Source organism: Bradyrhizobium sp. Pa8, assembly GCF_052588265.1.
The window spans coordinates 5,010,690-5,029,329 of record NZ_CP176767.1; the positions used below are offsets into that span (position 1 = coordinate 5,010,690).

Sequence of the window (18,640 nt, forward strand, 5' to 3'; positions counted from 1 at the left end):
TTCTAAACGGCGAAAGTGCGTCTGGCGATCGGACGGAGCCGGTCGCGCAACCAGATCATGCCGGGATCGCGGCTGCGGCCGCTGCACCACACCATCGCATGCGGCAGCGGCGCAATCGCAAACGGAACCTCCGTGCTCGCAAGATCGTAAGCGTCGACCACGTCCGCCATAGCCGCCGACGGCAGCGTCGCCAACAGATCGGACCGGGCCAGGATCGGCGCGATCGCAGGAAAATGCGGCACCCATCCGGCAATCGTCCGCGTCAGACCGGCGGCTGCGGCGGCAACGTTGACCGGGCTTCTCACATTGTCGCCGATCCGCACCGCAAGATGCGGCCAGTGCGCCCAGTTCGCGGGCCCCCATTCCGAGAATGCCGGATGATCGCGCCGGCCAAAGCAGCGCCAACCCAGCGCCCCGATCGCCTCGCCCGCCACGCTCTGCGGCCATTGCAGTTCCGACGGCACGATCGCGAGGTCGACCTGGCCCTCCGCGACGTCAAGCAGGGTCGGCGCGCGTGGCGTGGTCCACTCGACCGACACCAACGGCGCCTCCTTGCGCACCTGCGCGAGCAGTTCGGCAAACAGCGCGAGCGCAAAATCAGGCACCGCGAGCCTGAACACGCGCTGTGAATGCGCTGGATCGAACACCTGCGTCGGCGACAGCACGCGCTGAATGCCGCTCAGCATCGGCCGCGCCTGGTCGATCAGATCGAGCGCGAACGCCGTCGGCTGCATCCGCACCCCGCCCTTGACCAGCAGCGGGTCGCCGAACTGGCTGCGCAGCCGGGACAGGGAATGGCTGATCGCCGACTGCGTCCGCCCGAGTCGCTCGGCCGCGCGGGTAACGCTGCGCTCGACCATCAGAACATCGAACACGACCAGCAGGTTGAGGTCGAACCGGCGTAAATCGATTTCATTCATGAGGAGGCATTATTACTCATTGGATTAATTATCCAGGCCGGTTCATAGCACCGCCCGCCTCTCAAACAAATCACTGGAATCAGCATGAAACGGATATTTGCGGCCTGCGCCACTATTGCCCTGTCGGCCTGCCCGGCCACCGCCGAGATCAGCACGGAGGCGGCTCGCGCCAGCGTCGCGCCGTTCTACAAGGCGCTGAACGCCGAATTCGCCAAGGACAGCCCCGATTTGATCAGACAGTCGACGGCCGCGGACTGGGTATCCTGCCGCGGCAACAATGTCTGCAACACGCGTGACGAGGTCATCGCGGGCATCGGCCAGCGCCTCAAATCCGTTCCCGACCTGAAATGGGAGATCAAGGACGTGCTCGTCTCCGGCAACCAGGTCACGATCCGCGGTGAAGCGACGGGCACGCCCGCGGCCGACTTCATGGGCGCACCGCATAGAGGCAAATCGTTCAAGGTGATGTCGATCGACGTGCACACGCTCGAGGGCGGCAAGATGGTCCGCTCCTATCACATCGAGGACTGGATCGGCGCCGTCCGTCAGCTCACGACGAATTAGCGCTCAACCAGGAATCAGAACGGGATGACGATGACCGTCATCCCGTTCCAGAAGCTTCACGACACATGCGCGATGTCAGCCCGCGTCCGCCGCCATCCGCGCCTTGACGATCTTGTCGGGGTTCTGGACGGGCTCGCCGCGCTTGATCTTGTCGACGTTCTCCATGCCCTCGGTGACCTTGCCCCACACCGTGTACTGGTTGTCGAGGAAGCGGGCGTCGTCGAAGCAGATGAAGAACTGGCTGTCGCCGGAATCGGGGCTGGCGGCGCGGGCCATCGAGGTGGTGCCGCGCACATGCGGTTCCTTGTTGAACTCGGCCTTCAGCTTCTTGCCGGAGCCGCCGGTGCCGGTGCCCTGGGGGCAGCCGGTCTGCGCCATGAAGCCCTCGATCACGCGGTGGAACACGATGCCGTCGTAAAAGCCCTCGCGGACCAGTTCCTTGATGCGCGCGACGTGGCCGGGCGCGAGATCGGGCCGCATCTCGATGGTGACGGGGCCCTGCGTGGTCTCGAGGATCAGGGTGTTTTCGGTGACGCTCATGCTCGTCTCTCTTGCGTTGGGGGTGAAGTCTTCCGGTTACGGAACTGGATCGCGAATGGACGTCCCGCGGCGGCGCCGGCCATTGCATCGGTAAATGGCATCGGCGTGCAGCGTTGCAGCGCCTCCATCACCGCGACCCGGTATTGCAGCCGGTCATTGTCGGAGGCCTCCGCGGATTCATAGGTAATCCTCGGATGGCCCAGAATGTTTCCGGCCCGGTTAAAGCTCACGACGACGGTGATGTCGATAGGGCGAGCCTTGTTGGGCGGCGGCGGCTTCCAGCAGGTCCGCAAGTGCTGGAAGATGTCCTGGATGGTGTTGACCTCTGCGTCCCCGGCGGCCGCGCCGGAAACGCCGAGCAGCAACAGCGCGGCAGCCAGCAAAAGCCTATTGCCATAGCGCGCCATGGTCCCATCCTATTTGATGTCGGAGGCGACCTGAACCTTCACCATCTTGTCGGGATCGGTGACGGCGCCGCCGGCCGAACCGGGCGGTGCCTTCTTCAGCTTGTCGACGACGTCCATGCCCTGCACGACCTCGCCGATCACGGTGTACTGGTTATCGAGGCTGCCGCCGTCCGCGAACATGATGAAGAACTGCGAGTTGGCGCTGTCGACGCTGTCGCCGCGCCGCGCCATCCCGACGATGCCGCGGGCGAAATGAACCTTGGAGAATTCCTGCTTCAGGTTCGGATATTTCGAGCCGCCGGTGCCGTTGAATTTCTCGCCGTCGCCGGTCTGCGCCATGAAGCCGTCCATGACGCGATGGAACGGCACGTTGTTGTAATAGCCCTCGCGCGCGAGCTGCTTGATGCGCTCGGCATGCTGGGGCGCAATGTCGGTCCGCAGCTTGATCACGATGCGGCCCTTGGTGGTGTCGATGACGATGGCGTTGGCCTTGTCGAGGTTCGCCGGCAGTTGCTGCGCCACCGCCGGGACCGCACTGAAGAGCGCGGCAAAGATCGTGGCAAGAATTGCGAGACGACGGATCATGAGAACTCCGGATCAGCTAGGATGAAGAATTGCGCCGTTATCCGGCGAATTTGGCCTTGAGCAGGTTGGCGACGAGCGGCGGCACGAAGGTCGAGATATCTCCGCCCATGGCTGCGATCTGACGCACCAACGTGCCGGTAATTGGGCGGACGGCCGGAGAGGCCGGCAGGAACACGGTTTGGACGTCGGGCGCCATGGCGCCGTTCATCCCGGCCAGCTGCATCTCGTAGTCGAGGTCGGTGCCATCGCGCAGACCCCGAATCATGACAGTCGCGCCGTGCCTGCGTGCCGCAGTGACCGCAAGATCGTCGTAGGTGACGGCATCAAGCGTGCAGCCGACTTGGGCCGCGATCGGCCCGCAGACGTCATGGAGCATCTTGAGCCGCTCCTCGGTTGAGAATAGCGGCTTCTTGCCGGGATGGACCCCGATCGCGACCACGAGCCGATCGCACAGGGAGACACTGTTCCGGACCACGTCCAGATGGCCGTTGGTGATGGGGTCAAAGGAACCCGGGTAGAAGGCGATACGCGGCATGACCCCGTCCTACCGCGCCCGGCCCGGCCCGGCAAGCCAGACAGGTTCCCTGCCGGTTTTTCGGCGGCACCGTGTCGGAATCCCCCGAATTGTTTCGTCCTCGGAGCGGCCATGAAACAAAACGGAGTGCAAACGAAACCATTTCGGGCGTCCGCGAAGACGTCCGGAAACTGGCCATGGTTACTAATCCGCCCAACGAATGACGGGCCGCACAACTGGGCGTAGCGGCCGCATCACAGGGGACCGTCAATGATCAAGACCATCTCGGCCATCGCTATTGCTGCGTTCGTCGCTGCTGCCCTCACCGTCCTTCCCGGTTTCGCTCCGTCCGTCGAAGCGAGCGTCCCGCAGCCGCTGGCCAAGAGCGACCGCCTCGATATCCGCACCATCGGCAAGGACTGCTCGCAGCAGGCCTGGCCGAATTTCGAGGCGTCCTGCCTGCGCCAGGCCGGCACCAAGGCCAATATCCGCGAGGCGCGCCTCGTGACCGCCGACCGGACCCCGTAGTCGAGGCTGTCAGCTTCGCGTCATATAAACCCCGAGATAAATCCCATGGATATTTGCGACGTCTCGTCGCAGACTGTCTGATGCTCGCGCCCGTCGGAATGGCCCGGCGGGCGCGATCCCATCGGGGGGTCGACCTTGTCCAGTACGCCCGCAGTCGTTTCCGGCCATCACCCCGACCCTCTGCCGATTGCCATGACCATGGGCGCCCTCGGGGTCGTCTATGGCGATATCGGCACCAGCCCCCTCTACGCCCTGAAGGAAGCCGCCAAAGCGGCCGCCCATGGCGCTACTCTGACTCCCGAAGCTGTCCTGGGAGTTGCCTCGCTGATCCTCTGGGCTCTGCTGCTGATCATCTCGCTGAAATATGCGCTTCTGATCCTGCGCGCGGACAATCGCGGCGAAGGCGGCATCGTCGCTCTGCTGGCGCTGCTGCGTGCCCGCCACGCCCAGTCCGGCACTTGGCGCGCGCATCTCCTCGTCGTCGGACTCGTCGGCGCCGCCCTACTCTATGGCGACGGCGCGATCACCCCGGCGATCTCGGTGCTCTCAGCCATCGAGGGTCTCAAGGTCGACGCCCCCTCGCTCGCGCCTGTGGTGGTGCCCATCACCGTCGCCATCCTGATCGGGCTGTTCATGATCCAGAAGCAGGGCACGGGTTTCATCGGCCGCATCTTCGGGCCGGTGATGCTGGCCTGGTTCTTCGTGCTGGCCGCGCTCGGCGTCCACGGCATCGTCAAGGCCCCGGCTGTGCTCGCGGCACTGAGCCCGCTCTATGCCTTCAACTTCCTGATCCACCAGGACTTCCACATCTCCTTCGCGATCCTCGGCGCCGCCTTCCTGGCGGTGACCGGCGGCGAAGCCATGTACGCCGACATGGGGCATTTCGGCCGCTTCCCGATTCGGCTCGCCTGGTTCGCGATCTGCTTGCCCGCGTTGGTGCTGAACTATTTTGGGCAGGCCGCGCTGCTGATCACCGATCCCGCGATGATCGAGAACCCGTTCTTTCAGCTCTGCCCGGACGCCCTGCATTATCCGCTGGTCGCCTTCTCGGCGCTCGCGACCGTGATCGCCTCGCAGGCGATCATCTCCGGCGTGTTCTCGCTGACCCAGCAATCGATCCAGCTCGGCTTCCTGCCGCGCATGCAGATCCGCCACACCACCAGCCATGCGATGGGCCAGATCTACGTGCCGCTGGTGAACTGGCTGCTGGCTGCCGCAACGCTCGGCGCGGTCCTGAGCTTCGGCACCTCGGAAGCGCTCGCCGGCGCCTACGGCATCGCGGTGTCGCTGCTGATGGCGATCACCACGCTGCTTGCCGCGCTGGTCGCGATCCAGTGGGGTTATTCGCCGTGGCTCGTGATTGCCGTCAACGGCTTCTTCTTCGTGATCGACGTGATCTTCTTCTCCGCCAATTCGATCAAGCTGTTCGAGGGCGGCTGGTTTCCGCTGCTGCTCGCGGCCCTCGTCGCCTTCATGATGCTGACCTGGCGCAGCGGCGTGAGGCTGGTCGAGGCGGCGCGCGCGAAGCTGCGCCAGCCCGAGGAGGACCTGATCGAGACCGCGGTCAACAAGTGCAGAGCCAGGCTGCACGGGACCGCCGTGTTCCTGGCATCCGCGCCGCGCGGCGTGCCGCTGGCGCTGACGCAATTCGTCAAGCACAACCACGTGCTGCATGAGCGCATCGTCCTCGTCACCGTGCTTATCGAGGAATCCCCGCACATCACCGACGAAGACCGCGCCGAGGTGATCGAGATCATCCCCGGCATCACCCGCGTGGTGCTGCATTACGGCTTCATGCAGAATCCGACGATCTATGCAGGCCTGACGCTCGCCTGCCGCCAGGGCAAGCTGCCCGGCATCGACCTCTCCGACATCACCTACTATGTCGGCCGCGAGACCATCATCCCGAGCGAGGACATCCCGGGCATGTGGGTCTGGCGCGAAGGCCTGTTCGCCTTCCTCCAGCGCAACGCCGAACGCTCCGCCGCGTTCTTCGGCGTGCCGACCAGGCAGGTGGTGGAGTTCGGGACGGAGCTGGAGATCTGATCGTCGTGCGGATCGCCCGTTCAGGGCAAGGCAGGCTTCGCACCACGCGTCTCGATGAGATACCGATCACCGACAGGTAGAGCTCGTCACGCCCGCTAACCCGGGAGTGTGCGACATTCGAGCGCACCTCAATCTTGTCTGGCCCATCACCAGACATACGCAGCAACAAATTCCAATGCTTTGTCGATCAGTTAGCTTCGCTTTTTTAGAAGTTCTAAGAATGCTTCCAATTATGACGTTTCGAGTGATTCAAAATTCGTTCAACTCGACGCTCGCAATGTCGCCATCTAACACGCGCGCGGGTGCGAAGTCGCGTGAGGTCAGAAGGATCATCCCGCCGGCGCGGCGATCGCCGGATGGGGCGCTGACATGGAATGCGATGGACACGGCCTGCGTGGTCGTGCGGACTATTTTTTAAGGAACACTTTCAAGAGCACAGCCAGCGCACTCACGCTGGGCTGCCTGCTGATGGCCGTCACGCCGGTGAACGCGCAGAACACTGGCCAATCCGGTGCATCCGCGCTGCCGCCGGTGACGGTCGACGCACCCGTTCAGCGCGCGCAACGTCCGGTCCAGGTCCGGCGCAACGCATCGGCGCGGCGCAGTGCGAGCCAGCGGTCCACTCAACAGGCCAACCGTTCGACACTACAGCCGGAGCCCCAAGCGCTGGTGGGAACAGCAGCGCGCGTCAACGCCGGAACGAACGGATTCGTCGCAACGCGCGCCTCGGGCGCGACCAAGACGGATTCACCGATCATGTCGACGCCGGCGTCCATTGCCGTCATCACCCGGGAAGAAATGGACGTGCGGCGCGCCCAGAGCGTCCGCGACCTCTTGCGCTACGCGCCAGGAATCTATTTCAGCAACGATACCGATTTCCGCTTTCAGAACGTCAGCGCGCGCGGCTTCAGCCTCGAAACATATCTGGACGGGCTGCGGCTCCAGGGCGGACCGTTCGGTGCGCCGCGGGTCGATCCCTATTTGCTCGAGCGCGCCGAGGTGATCACCGGGCCGGCATCGATTCTCTACGGTGCCGCCTCGCCCGGCGGCATCCTCAACCTCGTCAGCAAGCGCCCGACTGAAAATCCGTTCGGAGAAGTCTCCCTGCAAACCGGCTCGTTCAACCGGATCCAGGGCGCCTTCGATGTCGGCGGCCCCGTCGACAAAGACAAGACGCTGCTCTACCGCGTCACCGGTATCGGCCTCAACGCCGACACCCAGGTCGACAATATCGGCGAGCAAAGATTTTCGATCGCGCCGGCCTGGACGTGGCGTCCGAGTATCGACACCACCATCACCTTCCTGACGAGCTACCGGCAGGACCCGAAGGGTGGTGCCTTCGCACTCTTGCCGATCCAGGGCACGCTGGTGCCGGGGACGTTCGGGCAGATCCCGCGCAATTTCTTTGCCGGCGATCTCAACTACGAGACTCTCAAATACAAGCAGGCTACCGCCGGCTACGAGTTCGAGCATCGTTTCGACGACGTCTTCACGGTGCGCCAGAACGTACGCTACCTGCACAATGAGCTCAGCTATGTCGAGGTGCAGCCCGGCGGGTTCACGACGACGGGCGCGGGCGCCACGCTCCGGCTGGTCGACGGCCGCACGATCAACCGGAGCTACTTCTCGACCAACGAGAACCTCGACACATTCGCTGCCGACAACCAGCTCCAGGCCAAGTTCAACATGGGACCGCTGCAGCACACGGTGCTTGCCGGCCTCGACTACCAGCGGTTCGACTTCAACAATCTCGCCCGCTTCGCGGCCACCAACACGCTCGACATCCTGGCGCCGAATTACACGCAGAACATCGCCGTCCCCACGGCGCTCTTCCAGAACCTCGACCAGCACCTGTCGCAGCGCGGCCTCTACGTCCAGGACGAGGCCAGGCTCGGCCGGCTCACCGTACTTGGCGGAATCCGCTACGACTGGGCCGAGGGCAATACGCTGGCCCAGAACACCGGCGTTCGCGTCCTGAACGACGACCAGAAGCCAACCGGCCGCATCGGCGCGATCTACAATTTCGACAACGGCATTGCGCCCTATGTCAGCTACTCGACCTCGTTCCAGCCGACCTCGGTCGGCACGCTGCTCAACGGTCAGCCCTTCAAGCCGACCACCGGCGAACAGTATGAAGGCGGCGTGAAGTATCAGCCGGTCGGGACCAATCTGATGTTCACGGCCGCGGTCTACGACCTCAAGCAGCAAAACGTCGCAACCGTCATCAGTGGCCCCGGCATTCCGGCCAACACAACGGCGCAGGTCGGCGAGGTCAGCTCGCGCGGGTTCGAAGGGTCCGTCGTCGGCAGCCCCCTGCCCGGCTTGAGCCTGCGTGGGCAGTACTCCTACCTCGACAACCGGATCAGTTCGCCCCAGGACGTCAATTTCGGCAAGCGGCTCGCCAACGTCCCGATGCACACCGCCTCGCTCTGGGCCAACTATCTGGTGCAGGGCGGTCCTGCCACCGGCTTCGGCTTCGGCGGCGGCGTCCGCTACGTCCACGACATGTACACGACCAACGCCAACAATCTGACGGTTCCGACCATCGTGCCGGGCGTCTTCCTGCCCGCCGCCACCGTTCCGTCCAGCACGGTGTTCGATGCGGTGCTGTCCTATGATTTCGGGATGCGGTATCAGCAGTGGAAGGGCCTCAGTGCGGCGGTGAACGTCAACAACGTGTTCGACAAGACCTATGTCTCGTTATGCACGGCCGGCGGCTGCCGCTGGGCGCTGGGGCGCACGGTGCTGGCGACGCTGACCTACCGGTGGTGAGAGGATGACAGCACGGTCAGTCAGATGGTGGTCGCTGGTCCACAAATGGACCAGCCTGGTCTGCACGCTATTCCTCCTGATGCTTTGCATCACCGGGCTGCCACTGATCTTTCACGACGAGATCGACGAGCTCTTCAAGTCGGAAGCCTCGGCCCGGGAGCTCCCGGCCGATACTCCGCAGGCTCCGCTAAGCCGGCTGATCGACGCCGCCAAGGCGCGCTATCCGCAGCGCTACCTCCAGGTGCTCGGCTGGGACGATGACCGTGCCAACGTCGTCAACGTGTTCCTGTCGAAGACCCCGGAGGCGCCACCCGGACAACGCTTCTTGAAACTGTCGTTCGATTCCAGAACCGTCGAATTGATCGGCGAGGATGCGCAGGAAGGCGGAGGTCTGATGCGCACCATCCGCATAATCCATCGCGACATGCTGCTGGGATTGCCGGGGGAGCTATTTCTTGGCGTCATGGGATTGTTGTTTGTCGCGGCCCTCGTCTCCGGCGTCGTGCTTTACGCCCCCTTCATGCGCCGGCTCAAATTCGGCGCGGTGCGTCTCGCCTCCGCGCCGCGGGTCAAATGGCTCGATTTGCACAACCTGGCGGGTGCGGTGACGCTGGTGTGGCTGCTTGCCGTCGGCGTCACCGGTGTCATCAACACGATATCGTTGCCGCTGTTCTCCGCCTGGCGCGCGGAAGTGATGCCGGAGCTGATCGCGCCGCACCTGGGCAAGCCGCCACTTGCGAAATGGGCCGACGTCGACGACGTCATGGCCGCAGCACGCCGGGCGCTCGACGGCAATACGCCGGCCAGCATCATCTTTCCGACGGTCGCACGGTTCGGGACACCACGGCACTTCATCGTCTGGACCAAGGGCACGACGCCGATCACCTCGCGCCTGTTCACGCCCGCGATGCTCGACGCCGAAACCGGGCAGCTCGTCACCGCGCGTGGCCTGCCGTGGTATCTCAGGGCGTTGCAGGTATCGCGCCCGCTTCATTTCGGGGACTACGGCAGCCTGCCGCTGAAGATCATCTGGGCGCTGTTCGATCTTGCCGCCATCGTCGTGCTTGCCAGCGGCGTCTATCTCTGGCTCGGCAAGCGCAAATCGCCTCGCCTCACCACGCGCGCGCAGGACGGGCCGCCTGTCGTAGCGACATCCGGGATCCGTCCATGAAGCGCGAGCGCCACACCATGGACGAGATCTTTCGCTGGCCGCTCCTGCTCGGGGGGCTCATCCTTGTCGGGCTGGCGTCGGCGCTGTTCGGCGACGATGGCTGGGACGCGCTGTCCTGGGCAACACTGGCAATTCCGCTGGCCGTGCTCGGCTGGAAGGCATCGCGCCGGCCGCATCTTCCAGGATCATAGGCCCGCACCGGCGCTTTGTGGCACGCCGGTCCTGTCCGATCGACAGCAACCGTCAGCCGGAGACGGCACCCGACAGGAGCGGCCCGATCTACGAGCCGTTCCCGTTCTCGCCATTCCCGCTCTCGGCCTCTTCCGTGATGTGCTCGACCGAGACGACGTGCTCGTCCTCGGCGGTGTCGAACACGATCACGCCCTGGGTCGAACGGCCGGCGACGCGGATGCCTTCGACCGGGCAGCGGATCAGCTGGCCCTTGTCGGTGACCAGCATGATCTGATCGGCGTCTTCCACCGGGAATGAGGCCACCAGGTTGCCGTTGCGGTTGTTGACGCTCATGGCGACGATGCCTTTGCCGCCGCGGCCGGTGGTGCGGTACTCGTAGGACGAGGTCCGCTTGCCGTAGCCGTTGACGGAGACGGTAAGCACGACCTGCTCGGCCGCCGACATCTCGATATAGCGCTCCTGCGGAAGCTGGAAGCTGCCGGAGGTCTCCTCGGCCTCGGCATCCACTGCGGGCTCCTCGGTCGTGGCCTCGCCGGCGACGGCGCGGCGCATCTTCAGATAGGCCGAGCGTTCGTCCGAAGAGGTCTCGACATGGCGCAGGATCGCCAGCGAGATCACCTTGTCGCCCTCGCCGAGCGCAATGCCGCGCACGCCCATCGAGGTGCGCCCGGTGAAGACGCGCACGTCGGTGACCGGGAAGCGGATGCACTGGCCGCCGGCGCCGGTCAAAAGCACGTCGTCGTGCTCGGTGCAGATCTGCACGTCCACGATCGCTTCATTCTCGTCGAGCTTCATGGCGATGATGCCGGAGCGGCGGACGTCGACGAAGTCGGACAGCTTGTTGCGCCGGACGTTGCCGCCGGTGGTGGCGAACATCACGTCGAGGTTGCCCCAGGTCGATTCATCTTCCGGCAACGGCATGATGGTGGTGATGCGCTCGCCCTGCTCCAGCGGCAGGATGTTGATCAGCGCCTTGCCGCGCGCGTTCGGCGCGGCCATCGGCAGGCGCCAGACCTTCTCCTTGTAGACCTGGCCGCGCGACGAGAAGAACAGCACCGGTGTGTGCGTCGACGCCACGAACAGGCGCGACACAAAATCCTCGTCGCGGGTCTGCATGCCGGCGCGGCCCTTGCCGCCGCGGCGCTGCGCCCGGTAGGCCGACAGCGGCACGCGCTTGACGTAGCCGGCGTGGGAGACGGTTACGACCATGTCCTCGCGCTGGATCAGGTCCTCGTCCTCGACCTCGCCCTCCTGCTCGATGATCACGGTGCGGCGCGGGGTCGCAAACTCGGCCTTCACTTCGGCAAGCTCGGTCTTGATGATGCCCAGCACGCGCGCCCGCGAGCGCAGGATGTCGAGATAGTCGGCGATCTCGCCGGCGAGCTTGTCGAGCTCGTCGCGGATTTCGTCACGGCCGAGTGCGGTGAGGCGCTGAAGGCGCAGGTCGAGAATGGCCCTTGCCTGCTCCATTGACAGCCGGATCGTGCCGTCCTCGCTGATGCGGTGGCGCGGATCGTCGATCAGCGTCAGCATGTCCTCGACGTCCCGTGCCGGCCAGTCGCGCGCCATCAGGGTGTCGCGGGCAGTGGTCGGGTCGGGCGAAGTCCGGATGACGCGGATCATCTCGTCGATATTGGCGACCGCGATCGCGAGACCGACCAGGATGTGGGCGCGATCGCGCGCCTTGGCGAGCAGGAACTTGGTGCGCCGCGTGACGACCCGCTCGCGGAAGTCGACGAAGATCGCCAGCAGGTCCTTCAGATGCATGATCCGCGGACGGCCGCTGTCGAGAGCCACCATGTTGACGCCGAAGCTCGTCTGCAGCGGCGTGAATCGGTACAGCTGGTTCAGCACCACATCCGGCACGGCGTCGCGCTTCAATTCGATGACGACACGGTAGCCGTCGCGGTCGGATTCATCGCGCAGGTCGCCGATACCCTCGATCTTCTTTTCCTTGACCAGTTCGGCGATGCGCTCGACCATCGTCGCCTTGTTCACCTGGTAGGGAATCTCGGTGATGATGATCGCCTCGCGCTCCTTGCGGATGGTCTCGATCGCGACCTTGCCGCGCATGACGATCGAGCCACGGCCGAGGTGGTAGGCGGCGCGGATGCCCGCGCGTCCGAGAATGACGCCGCCGGTCGGGAAATCCGGTCCCGGAACGATGTTGATGAGTTCGTCGATGGTGAGCGCGGGGTTGTCGATCAACGCGACGCAGGCGTCGATGACCTCGCCGAGATTGTGCGGCGGGATGTTGGTCGCCATGCCGACCGCGATGCCGCCGGCGCCGTTGACGAGCAGGTTCGGGAACTTGGCCGGCAGGACCGACGGTTCGGTCTCGTTGTTGTCGTAGTTCGGCTGGAAGTCGACTGTGTCCTTGTCGATGTCGGCCAGCAGAGCCAACGCCGCCTTCGTCAGTCGCGCTTCGGTGTACCGATAGGCCGCCGGGGGATCGCCGTCGACCGAGCCGAAATTGCCCTGGCCGTCGATGAGCGGCACGCGCATCGAGAAGTCCTGCGCCATCCGGACCATGGCGTCGTAGATCGACTGGTCGCCATGCGGATGATACTTACCGATGACGTCACCGACCACGCGCGCCGACTTGACGTACTTCTTGTCGGGCGTGTGCCCCTGCTCGTTCATCGAGTAGAGGATGCGACGATGAACCGGCTTCAACCCGTCGCGCGCATCAGGCAGCGCACGCGCCACGATCACGCTCATCGCGTAATCGAGATAGGACTTTTTCATCTCCTCGTAGATGGAAACGGGGCGAATGTCCGAGGGTTGCGCCGGCTGGTCGCCGGGCTTGTTGTCGTCGTCAGCCAAGGGGAAATCCGGTGAGATTTTATCTGGGAATCATATAGCGCATCGAGCCCCTGATAACCACCCTTGCGAGGCCAAGGGAAGCGCTTTTTCCCTTCGTTTTTTCATGCACTTACCGGGTTGGCGGGAGACTGTTCGCGCGCTCCATTTCGGGCACCGGCGGGACCTCGATTTCGGCGATCGCTACGGCCCGAAAACCACGGCATGCATGATCCGGCCAGGCATGAGGGTGAACAGCCCGGCAATGACGAGCGCGCCGACGAACGTCATGATCATGATGCGTCGGTGATCGGCGACCCGATGGGTGTGCGCCCGCCACACCGCAAGCGGTAGCATCACCAGCGTGAAGATCGACAGGAGATGGATCGGGCTGAATGGCCCGACCAGGCGGATCTGGTGGATCCAGAACGACGATGCCGCAACGACCGCCATGAGCCCCACCCAGATCCAGCCGATCGTCCGGTGCGGCAGCGTGCCCTTGGGGGCGGCAAACTGAACGAGGCCGAGCACGAAGGCGGCCATGGCGGCAAAGGCGTGCAGCGGGATCGCTGGAGCGGCCTCAAGCAGCGGCGCAACGCTCATGCAGGGCTTCCTCCGATCGACGGCCGACCCATGTAAATAGGATTAACATTAAGTTAATACCATTCACATCACGCCTCGTCAAAGGCTTGAGGTAGAACATGAGGCAAGCCCGGAAAACCCGAGCTTTGCCCGTCAATTGGTAAGGAATCCTGTCGCTCTACGCGAGCAAGGTGACATCAGGGGCGAAGCGCCCCCGCCCGCCTCAGAACGGGATATCGTCGTCCATGTCGCTGTTACGGCCACCGCCGCCGGCGGCAACGGCACGGCGCGGCGCGCTGCTGACGGGACCAGAGGAGCCGAAATCGCCGCCCGGCTCGTCGCCGAAGCTGCCCCCTCCACCGCCGCCGCCGCGGCCGTCGAGCATCGTCAGGGTCGAGTTGAAGCCCTGGAGCACGACCTCGGTGGAGTACTTCTCGGCGCCGCTCTGGTCGGTCCATTTGCGGGTCTGGAGCGCGCCCTCGATGTAAACCTTCGCGCCCTTCTTCAGGTACTGCTCGGCGACCTTGCAGAGCCCTTCATTGAAGATCACGACGCGATGCCACTCGGTCTTTTCCTTGCGCTCGCCGCTGTTCTTGTCGCGCCAGGTCTCCGAGGTGGCGATGCTCAAATTCGCGATCGGCCGCCCGTCCTGGGTGCGGCGGATTTCGGGATCCTTGCCGAGATTTCCAACCAGAATGACCTTGTTGACGCTTCCCGCCATCGCCGCTCTCCACTCCGAATGCCACTGAATTTCAAAAGGCCCGGGACGCGCCCGCATCCTCTGCAACCTGTTGACGCGACCCTATACGCTTGCGCGGACGGATCGGCCCGTCACCCCTCCACTTATCCCCACATATAGCACCCCTGGCCGGTTCGTTCCAGATTTGTTCTTGTGACATTCCTCACCTTGTTGCGTGAGCAGGACGACACCGCGCCGCACAAAGACGGCCTGCGCCAAATGGAACTTTCCCCAATTCCCCGAGGACAACGAAAACATTCCCCGAGGACAACGAAAACAGCTTAACATTCATCAAGTTAGAAGCAGTCCAGATGCCGCCGGACTGTTGCATTCCGGAGACGGACTCTGCCTCCCGCCTAAGCTACGCTTGCCTCGGAATTAGATTCTTATGGGCGTCGCGCCTGATCAGCCGCTTCGGGGACTTCGAAAAGCGGTCAGAAACTGGGGAGACCGCAATGAATAGGATCTTGATTGGTACTATTGGTGTAATCGCATTGGGGCTGTCGGCTCCCGCAAGCGCGGCAGATCTCGCTGCGCGTCCCTACACCAAGGCCCCGGCGCCGATGATTGCGACCATCTACGACTGGAGCGGCTTCTACATCGGCATCAACGGCGGCGGCGGCACCAGCCACAAGTGCTGGGACGCAGATTTCGGCGGCGGCGTTTTCTTTGGCGAAGGCTGCCACAACGCGACCGGCGGCACAGTCGGTGGCCAGGTCGGATACCGCTGGCAGTCGGCCAACTGGGTGTTCGGTTTCGAAGGCCAGGGCAACTGGGCCGATTTCTCGGGTGACAACATCAGCGCGATCACCGGCCTGCGCGATCGTTCGAAGATCAACGCCTTCGGCCTGATTACCGGTCAGGTCGGCTACGCCTGGAACAACGTCCTGCTCTACGTGAAGGGCGGCGGCGCCGTCGTCAGCGATCGCTACCGCAGCTACGACCTCGGCAGCGGCCTCGAAGTCGACCGGGCCAACGAGACCCGTTGGGGTGGCACCGTGGGCGCGGGCGTCGAGTTCGGATTCGCGCCGAACTGGACCGTAGGCTTCGAGTACGACCACATCTTCATGGGCAACCGCACCGTCGGCTTCACCGGATCCGGCAATTTCGTGATCGCCCCGCTCGGCGTTGCCACACGCTCCGATCGTATCAGCCAGGACGTCGATATCGGCCTCGTCCGCGTGAACTATCGCTGGGGCGGCCCAATGATCGCAAGGTACTGATATCCCTCTGAGATCGCTTGAAAATCGAAGGCCGGCCTCGCGCCGGCCTTTTTGCGTGGGCAACGGGAATGATAGGTCAGTTATCATTACGTTTTGCAAATATTGTGGCTTTTGGGAGACACAACTTGCGGCTTTGCTGGTGTAAGCACGACATCAGTTGGACCACGGCGTCCGATGTCCTTCCGAACGCACGGAAGGCAAAAACAGAAACCGGGACTGGGATTAGTTTGAAAATGAAGAAGGTTTTGTTGGCTTCGGCCTGTTTGTTCGCTCTCGCTGCTCCGGCTTCGGCCGCTGATCTCGCGGCGCGCCCCTACACCAAGGCTCCGGTGGCGGTGGCATCGGTCTACAACTGGACCGGCTTCTACCTCGGTATCGTCGGCGGCGGCGCGTGGGAAAACGGCTCCGGCGACCCGAAGATGAAGGGTGGCTTCGTCGGCGGCACCGCCGGCTACAACTGGCAGACTGGCAACGTCGTGTTCGGCGTCGAGGCTGATGGTTCCTGGGCTGACGTCAGCGCTTCGGCGACCGGCGCCACTGTTGTTCCCGGCTTCGGCGTTGTGACCGCAACGGCGAGCTCGAAGACCGATGCCATGGGCACCGTGCGCGGCCGTATCGGCTACGCCGTCAATCAGGTCCTGTTCTACGGCACCGGCGGCTACGCCTGGATCGACAACAAGATCACCCTCTCCGCTCTCGGCCTGACCGCGTCGGACAGCAAGTGGCACTCCGGCTGGACCGTCGGCGCGGGCGTCGAAGCGTTCTTCGCTCCGCAGTGGTCGGTCAAGGGCGAGTACCTCTATCGCAGCCTCGGCGGCGAGACCTACTTCTCGGGCGCCCTGCCCACCGGCACGCTCAACTTCCACACCGTGCAGGTCGGCGTGAATTATCACTTCGGGGGCCCGGTGGTCGCGAAGTACTGAGCTTCGCTTCCAACGCACCGCGTTACGAAAGGCCGGCCTTGCGCCGGCCTTTTTGTTTTCGCGCGTCCAGATCCAGGCCAACCGATTCCCAGCGTTTTTCAGGAGAGCTGTGGCATCCCGGTGACACAACCTTAGGCTTCAATGGTGTACAGCAATGACATCGATTGGGTCATTGGGTCGGCCGTTTTTCGCCGGCAAAGAGAAACGAAGCTGGGGATTTGAAATGAAGAAGGTTTTGCTGGCCTCGGCCAGTCTGTTCGCACTCAGCGCGTTGGCTCCCGCCTCGGCGGCCGATTTGGCGGCCCGCCCCTACACCAAGGCGCCCATTGCTGTGGCCTCGGTCTACAACTGGTCCGGCTTCTATATCGGCATCAACGGCGGCGGCGCCTCGAGCCGCAACTGCTGGGATGTCAACAACATCTTCGGCGTCGCGGGTCCGGACACGGCTGAAGGCTGTCACAATGCGACAGGCGGCGTCGTCGGTGGCCAGGTCGGTTATCGCTGGCAGTCGGCCAACTGGGTGTTCGGCCTTGAAGCCCAGGGCGACTGGGCCAATCTGAAGGGCTCGAATACGAGCTTGGCGCTTGCTCCGCTGGTCAACGAGACCAAGATCGACGCGATTGGCTTGTTCACCGGCCAGGTCGGCTATGCCTGGAACAACGTGCTCTGGTACGTGAAGGGCGGCGCGGCGGTCACGCATGCCAAGTACAACGGCACGGCGTTTGGCGTGGTCCTCGACAGCGCAAGCGAGACGCGCTGGGGCGGCGCGGTCGGCACCGGACTCGAATTCGGCTTCGCGCCGAACTGGTCCGTTGCGATCGAGTACGACCATCTGTTCATGGGCAAGCGCAACAACTCGTTCACGATTCTCGGCCTCAACGACCGCATCGACCGTATCAAGCAGGACGTCGACATGGGCACCGTTCGCGTGAACTATACGTTCGGCGGCCCAGTCGTGGCGAAGTACTGAGCGTCGCCTCCGACGTCATCGCGTTACGAAAGGCCGGCCTCGCGCCGGCCTTTTTGTTTTCGCGCGAGGGTGCACCCAACCGTCTTGGAGTCGTGAGGCGCGCGCAAGCGTCCGCGAATGGCTTTGGCGAGTTGGGGACGTGAAATGAAGACGTGGATGCTGGCTGCGGTCAGCCTGTTCGCACTCGGCGCGGTCGCGCCGGCTACCGCCGCCGATCTGCCGATTTACAAGGCGCCGGCGGCCGCCGTTCCCGTCTATGACTGGAGCGGCATCTATGCCGGCATCAATGGCGGCGGCGGCTTGGCTCATGCCTGCTGGGGCGTGACCCGCGCGCTCGGCATCGCTGTCGATCCGGCCGTTGGCGAAGGCTGTCACAATGCGGGCGGCGGCACGGTCGGCGGACAGCTCGGCTATCGCTGGCAGAAGTCGCGCTGGGTGTTCGGCATCGAGGGCCAGGGCAACTGGGCCGACTTCAAGGGCAGCAATGTCAGCGTGGCGTTGGCGCCGATCACGAACCAAACCAAGATCGACAGCTTCGGTCTGTTCACGGGCCAGCTCGGCTACGCCGTGAACAATCTGCTGCTCTACGGCAAGGCCGGCGCAGCCGTGGCCCACGACAAATACGACACCTTCTTTCCGGGCGCGCCAGCGGCGGCGACGTTCAACAGCGTCAATCAGACCCGCTGGGGCTACACGATCGGCATCGGCGTGGAATGGGGCTTTGCCGAGAACTGGTCGGTCGGCGGCGAGTACAACCATGTGTTCCTCGGCCATCACAGCGCCGACTTCGCAACTCTCGTCGGCGGCTTCGCCCCGCGCACCGACCGGATCGGCCAGGATATCGACATGGGCCTGATCCGCATCAATTACCGCTGGGGCGGCCCGGTCGTCGCCAAATACTGAGACAAAGCCTCCCTCAGGAACCTCCAAGTCCTGATCATGTGCGGATTGCCCCAAATCCGCATTCAAACGCGAACGAAGGGCTGGCCTCGCGCCGGCCCTTCGCATGTTCCGACCTGCCCCGCTCCTGCCAGATGCCGCCAGCGCGCCAACAATCCGTTGACGATTCGCACACGCCACTGGAAATCCGTCCCCGTTCTTCCTACGTTCGCTGCCATACCCATCGGCGCCGATCCCGGTTCCGGGCGACGCGCGCCTTTTT

18 protein-coding genes are annotated in these 18,640 nt (G+C 64.0%); 10 read left to right on the plus strand and 8 right to left on the minus strand.

Features of this window, described 5'->3' with window-relative positions; genetic code table 11:
- Nucleotides 1-2: 2 nt before the first annotated feature.
- On the minus strand, nt 3-920 hold the full coding sequence (locus tag ACKWRH_RS23115) for a LysR substrate-binding domain-containing protein (RefSeq protein ID WP_445215389.1): 918 nt from the start codon (nt 918-920) through the stop codon (nt 3-5).
- Between the two features lie 84 nt (nt 921-1,004).
- On the opposite strand from ACKWRH_RS23115, the gene ACKWRH_RS23120 reads away from it, so the two are divergent.
- On the plus strand, nt 1,005-1,484 hold the full coding sequence (locus tag ACKWRH_RS23120; protein ID WP_445215390.1) for an ester cyclase: 480 nt from the start codon (nt 1,005-1,007) through the stop codon (nt 1,482-1,484).
- Nucleotides 1,485-1,559: 75 nt separating this feature from the next.
- Here ACKWRH_RS23120 and ACKWRH_RS23125 read toward each other — a convergent pair whose 3' ends face one another.
- The 4 genes from ACKWRH_RS23125 to coaD are packed head-to-tail and all read right to left on the minus strand — an operon-like array spanning nt 1,560 to nt 3,551.
- Nucleotides 1,560-2,024 (minus strand): peptidylprolyl isomerase, encoded by a 465-nt coding sequence (locus ACKWRH_RS23125; RefSeq protein WP_445215391.1) that lies wholly within the window; start codon nt 2,022-2,024, stop codon nt 1,560-1,562.
- Nucleotides 2,021-2,431: a hypothetical protein gene (locus ACKWRH_RS23130; RefSeq protein WP_445215392.1), complete on the minus strand. Its 411-nt coding sequence runs from the start codon at nt 2,429-2,431 to the stop codon at nt 2,021-2,023. The genes ACKWRH_RS23125 and ACKWRH_RS23130 overlap by 4 nt, the downstream gene beginning before the upstream one ends.
- 9 nt (nt 2,432-2,440) lie before the next feature.
- Nucleotides 2,441-3,016: a peptidylprolyl isomerase gene (locus ACKWRH_RS23135; protein WP_063983168.1), complete on the minus strand. Its 576-nt coding sequence runs from the start codon at nt 3,014-3,016 to the stop codon at nt 2,441-2,443.
- Between the two features lie 37 nt (nt 3,017-3,053).
- A complete protein-coding gene (coaD, locus tag ACKWRH_RS23140; protein ID WP_445215393.1) occupies nt 3,054-3,551 on the minus strand; it encodes a pantetheine-phosphate adenylyltransferase in 498 nt (165 codons plus the stop codon).
- A gap of 249 nt (nt 3,552-3,800) precedes the next feature.
- On the opposite strand from coaD, the gene ACKWRH_RS23145 reads away from it, so the two are divergent.
- From ACKWRH_RS23145 to ACKWRH_RS23165, 5 genes are all read left to right on the plus strand, one after another.
- The gene (locus tag ACKWRH_RS23145) at nt 3,801-4,058 is read left to right on the plus strand and encodes a hypothetical protein (protein WP_028153438.1); all 258 of its coding nucleotides are present in this window, start codon (nt 3,801-3,803) and stop codon (nt 4,056-4,058) included.
- 192 nt (nt 4,059-4,250) lie between these two features.
- Nucleotides 4,251-6,104, plus strand: a complete 1,854-nt coding sequence (locus tag ACKWRH_RS23150; protein ID WP_445222460.1) for a potassium transporter Kup — start codon at nt 4,251-4,253, stop codon at nt 6,102-6,104.
- Nucleotides 6,105-6,473: 369 nt separating this feature from the next.
- Nucleotides 6,474-8,876, plus strand: a complete 2,403-nt coding sequence (locus ACKWRH_RS23155) for a TonB-dependent siderophore receptor (protein WP_445215394.1) — start codon at nt 6,474-6,476, stop codon at nt 8,874-8,876.
- 4 nt (nt 8,877-8,880) lie between these two features.
- Nucleotides 8,881-10,047: a PepSY-associated TM helix domain-containing protein gene (locus ACKWRH_RS23160; protein ID WP_445215395.1), complete on the plus strand. Its 1,167-nt coding sequence runs from the start codon at nt 8,881-8,883 to the stop codon at nt 10,045-10,047.
- Nucleotides 10,044-10,238, plus strand: a complete 195-nt coding sequence (locus ACKWRH_RS23165) for a hypothetical protein (RefSeq protein ID WP_445215396.1) — start codon at nt 10,044-10,046, stop codon at nt 10,236-10,238. Before ACKWRH_RS23160 ends, ACKWRH_RS23165 begins: the two co-directional genes overlap by 4 nt.
- Nucleotides 10,239-10,326: 88 nt before the next feature.
- Here ACKWRH_RS23165 and gyrA read toward each other — a convergent pair whose 3' ends face one another.
- From gyrA to ACKWRH_RS23180, 3 genes are all read right to left on the minus strand, one after another.
- Nucleotides 10,327-13,065, minus strand: a complete 2,739-nt coding sequence (gene gyrA / locus ACKWRH_RS23170; RefSeq protein WP_445215397.1) for a DNA gyrase subunit A — start codon at nt 13,063-13,065, stop codon at nt 10,327-10,329.
- A 180-nt stretch (nt 13,066-13,245) separates the two neighbouring features.
- On the minus strand, nt 13,246-13,644 hold the full coding sequence (locus ACKWRH_RS23175; protein ID WP_445215398.1) for a DUF2306 domain-containing protein: 399 nt from the start codon (nt 13,642-13,644) through the stop codon (nt 13,246-13,248).
- Between the two features lie 202 nt (nt 13,645-13,846).
- Nucleotides 13,847-14,344 carry a single-stranded DNA-binding protein gene (locus ACKWRH_RS23180; protein WP_248877699.1) on the minus strand — a complete coding sequence of 166 codons (498 nt, stop codon included), beginning with the start codon at nt 14,342-14,344 and terminating at the stop codon, nt 13,847-13,849.
- A gap of 473 nt (nt 14,345-14,817) precedes the next feature.
- On the opposite strand from ACKWRH_RS23180, the gene ACKWRH_RS23185 reads away from it, so the two are divergent.
- The 4 genes from ACKWRH_RS23185 to ACKWRH_RS23200 all read left to right on the plus strand — a co-directional run bounded on the left by ACKWRH_RS23185 (nt 14,818) and on the right by ACKWRH_RS23200 (nt 18,381).
- Nucleotides 14,818-15,585, plus strand: coding sequence for an outer membrane protein (locus ACKWRH_RS23185; protein WP_445215399.1), 768 nt, complete (start codon nt 14,818-14,820; stop codon nt 15,583-15,585).
- Between the two features lie 233 nt (nt 15,586-15,818).
- Nucleotides 15,819-16,508, plus strand: coding sequence for an outer membrane protein (locus tag ACKWRH_RS23190; protein WP_085404689.1), 690 nt, complete (start codon nt 15,819-15,821; stop codon nt 16,506-16,508).
- 223 nt (nt 16,509-16,731) lie between these two features.
- Nucleotides 16,732-17,478, plus strand: a complete 747-nt coding sequence (locus ACKWRH_RS23195) for an outer membrane protein (protein ID WP_445215400.1) — start codon at nt 16,732-16,734, stop codon at nt 17,476-17,478.
- A gap of 144 nt (nt 17,479-17,622) precedes the next feature.
- Nucleotides 17,623-18,381 (plus strand): outer membrane protein, encoded by a 759-nt coding sequence (locus ACKWRH_RS23200; RefSeq protein ID WP_282519025.1) that lies wholly within the window; start codon nt 17,623-17,625, stop codon nt 18,379-18,381.
- The last annotated feature ends 259 nt before the right edge of the window (nt 18,382-18,640 follow it).

Bases quoted from the DNA above. Each gene is read 5' to 3' on its own strand.
- ACKWRH_RS23160 (WP_445215395.1), top strand. From the start codon at position 8,881: ATGACAGCACGGTCAGTCAGATGGTGGTCGCTGGTCCACAAATGGACC.
- coaD (WP_445215393.1), bottom strand. From the start codon at position 3,551: ATGCCGCGTATCGCCTTCTACCCGGGTTCCTTTGACCCCATCACCAAC.
- ACKWRH_RS23200 (WP_282519025.1), top strand. From the start codon at position 17,623: ATGAAGACGTGGATGCTGGCTGCGGTCAGCCTGTTCGCACTCGGCGCG.
- ACKWRH_RS23155 (WP_445215394.1), top strand. From the start codon at position 6,474: ATGGAATGCGATGGACACGGCCTGCGTGGTCGTGCGGACTATTTTTTA.
- ACKWRH_RS23115 (WP_445215389.1), bottom strand. From the start codon at position 920: ATGAATGAAATCGATTTACGCCGGTTCGACCTCAACCTGCTGGTCGTG.
- ACKWRH_RS23130 (WP_445215392.1), bottom strand. From the start codon at position 2,431: ATGGCGCGCTATGGCAATAGGCTTTTGCTGGCTGCCGCGCTGTTGCTG.
- ACKWRH_RS23135 (WP_063983168.1), bottom strand. From the start codon at position 3,016: ATGATCCGTCGTCTCGCAATTCTTGCCACGATCTTTGCCGCGCTCTTC.
- ACKWRH_RS23125 (WP_445215391.1), bottom strand. From the start codon at position 2,024: ATGAGCGTCACCGAAAACACCCTGATCCTCGAGACCACGCAGGGCCCC.
- ACKWRH_RS23165 (WP_445215396.1), top strand. From the start codon at position 10,044: ATGAAGCGCGAGCGCCACACCATGGACGAGATCTTTCGCTGGCCGCTC.
- ACKWRH_RS23120 (WP_445215390.1), top strand. From the start codon at position 1,005: ATGAAACGGATATTTGCGGCCTGCGCCACTATTGCCCTGTCGGCCTGC.
- ACKWRH_RS23195 (WP_445215400.1), top strand. From the start codon at position 16,732: ATGAAGAAGGTTTTGCTGGCCTCGGCCAGTCTGTTCGCACTCAGCGCG.
- ACKWRH_RS23145 (WP_028153438.1), top strand. From the start codon at position 3,801: ATGATCAAGACCATCTCGGCCATCGCTATTGCTGCGTTCGTCGCTGCT.
- ACKWRH_RS23180 (WP_248877699.1), bottom strand. From the start codon at position 14,344: ATGGCGGGAAGCGTCAACAAGGTCATTCTGGTTGGAAATCTCGGCAAG.
- ACKWRH_RS23190 (WP_085404689.1), top strand. From the start codon at position 15,819: ATGAAGAAGGTTTTGTTGGCTTCGGCCTGTTTGTTCGCTCTCGCTGCT.
- ACKWRH_RS23175 (WP_445215398.1), bottom strand. From the start codon at position 13,644: ATGAGCGTTGCGCCGCTGCTTGAGGCCGCTCCAGCGATCCCGCTGCAC.
- ACKWRH_RS23185 (WP_445215399.1), top strand. From the start codon at position 14,818: ATGAATAGGATCTTGATTGGTACTATTGGTGTAATCGCATTGGGGCTG.
- ACKWRH_RS23150 (WP_445222460.1), top strand. From the start codon at position 4,251: ATGACCATGGGCGCCCTCGGGGTCGTCTATGGCGATATCGGCACCAGC.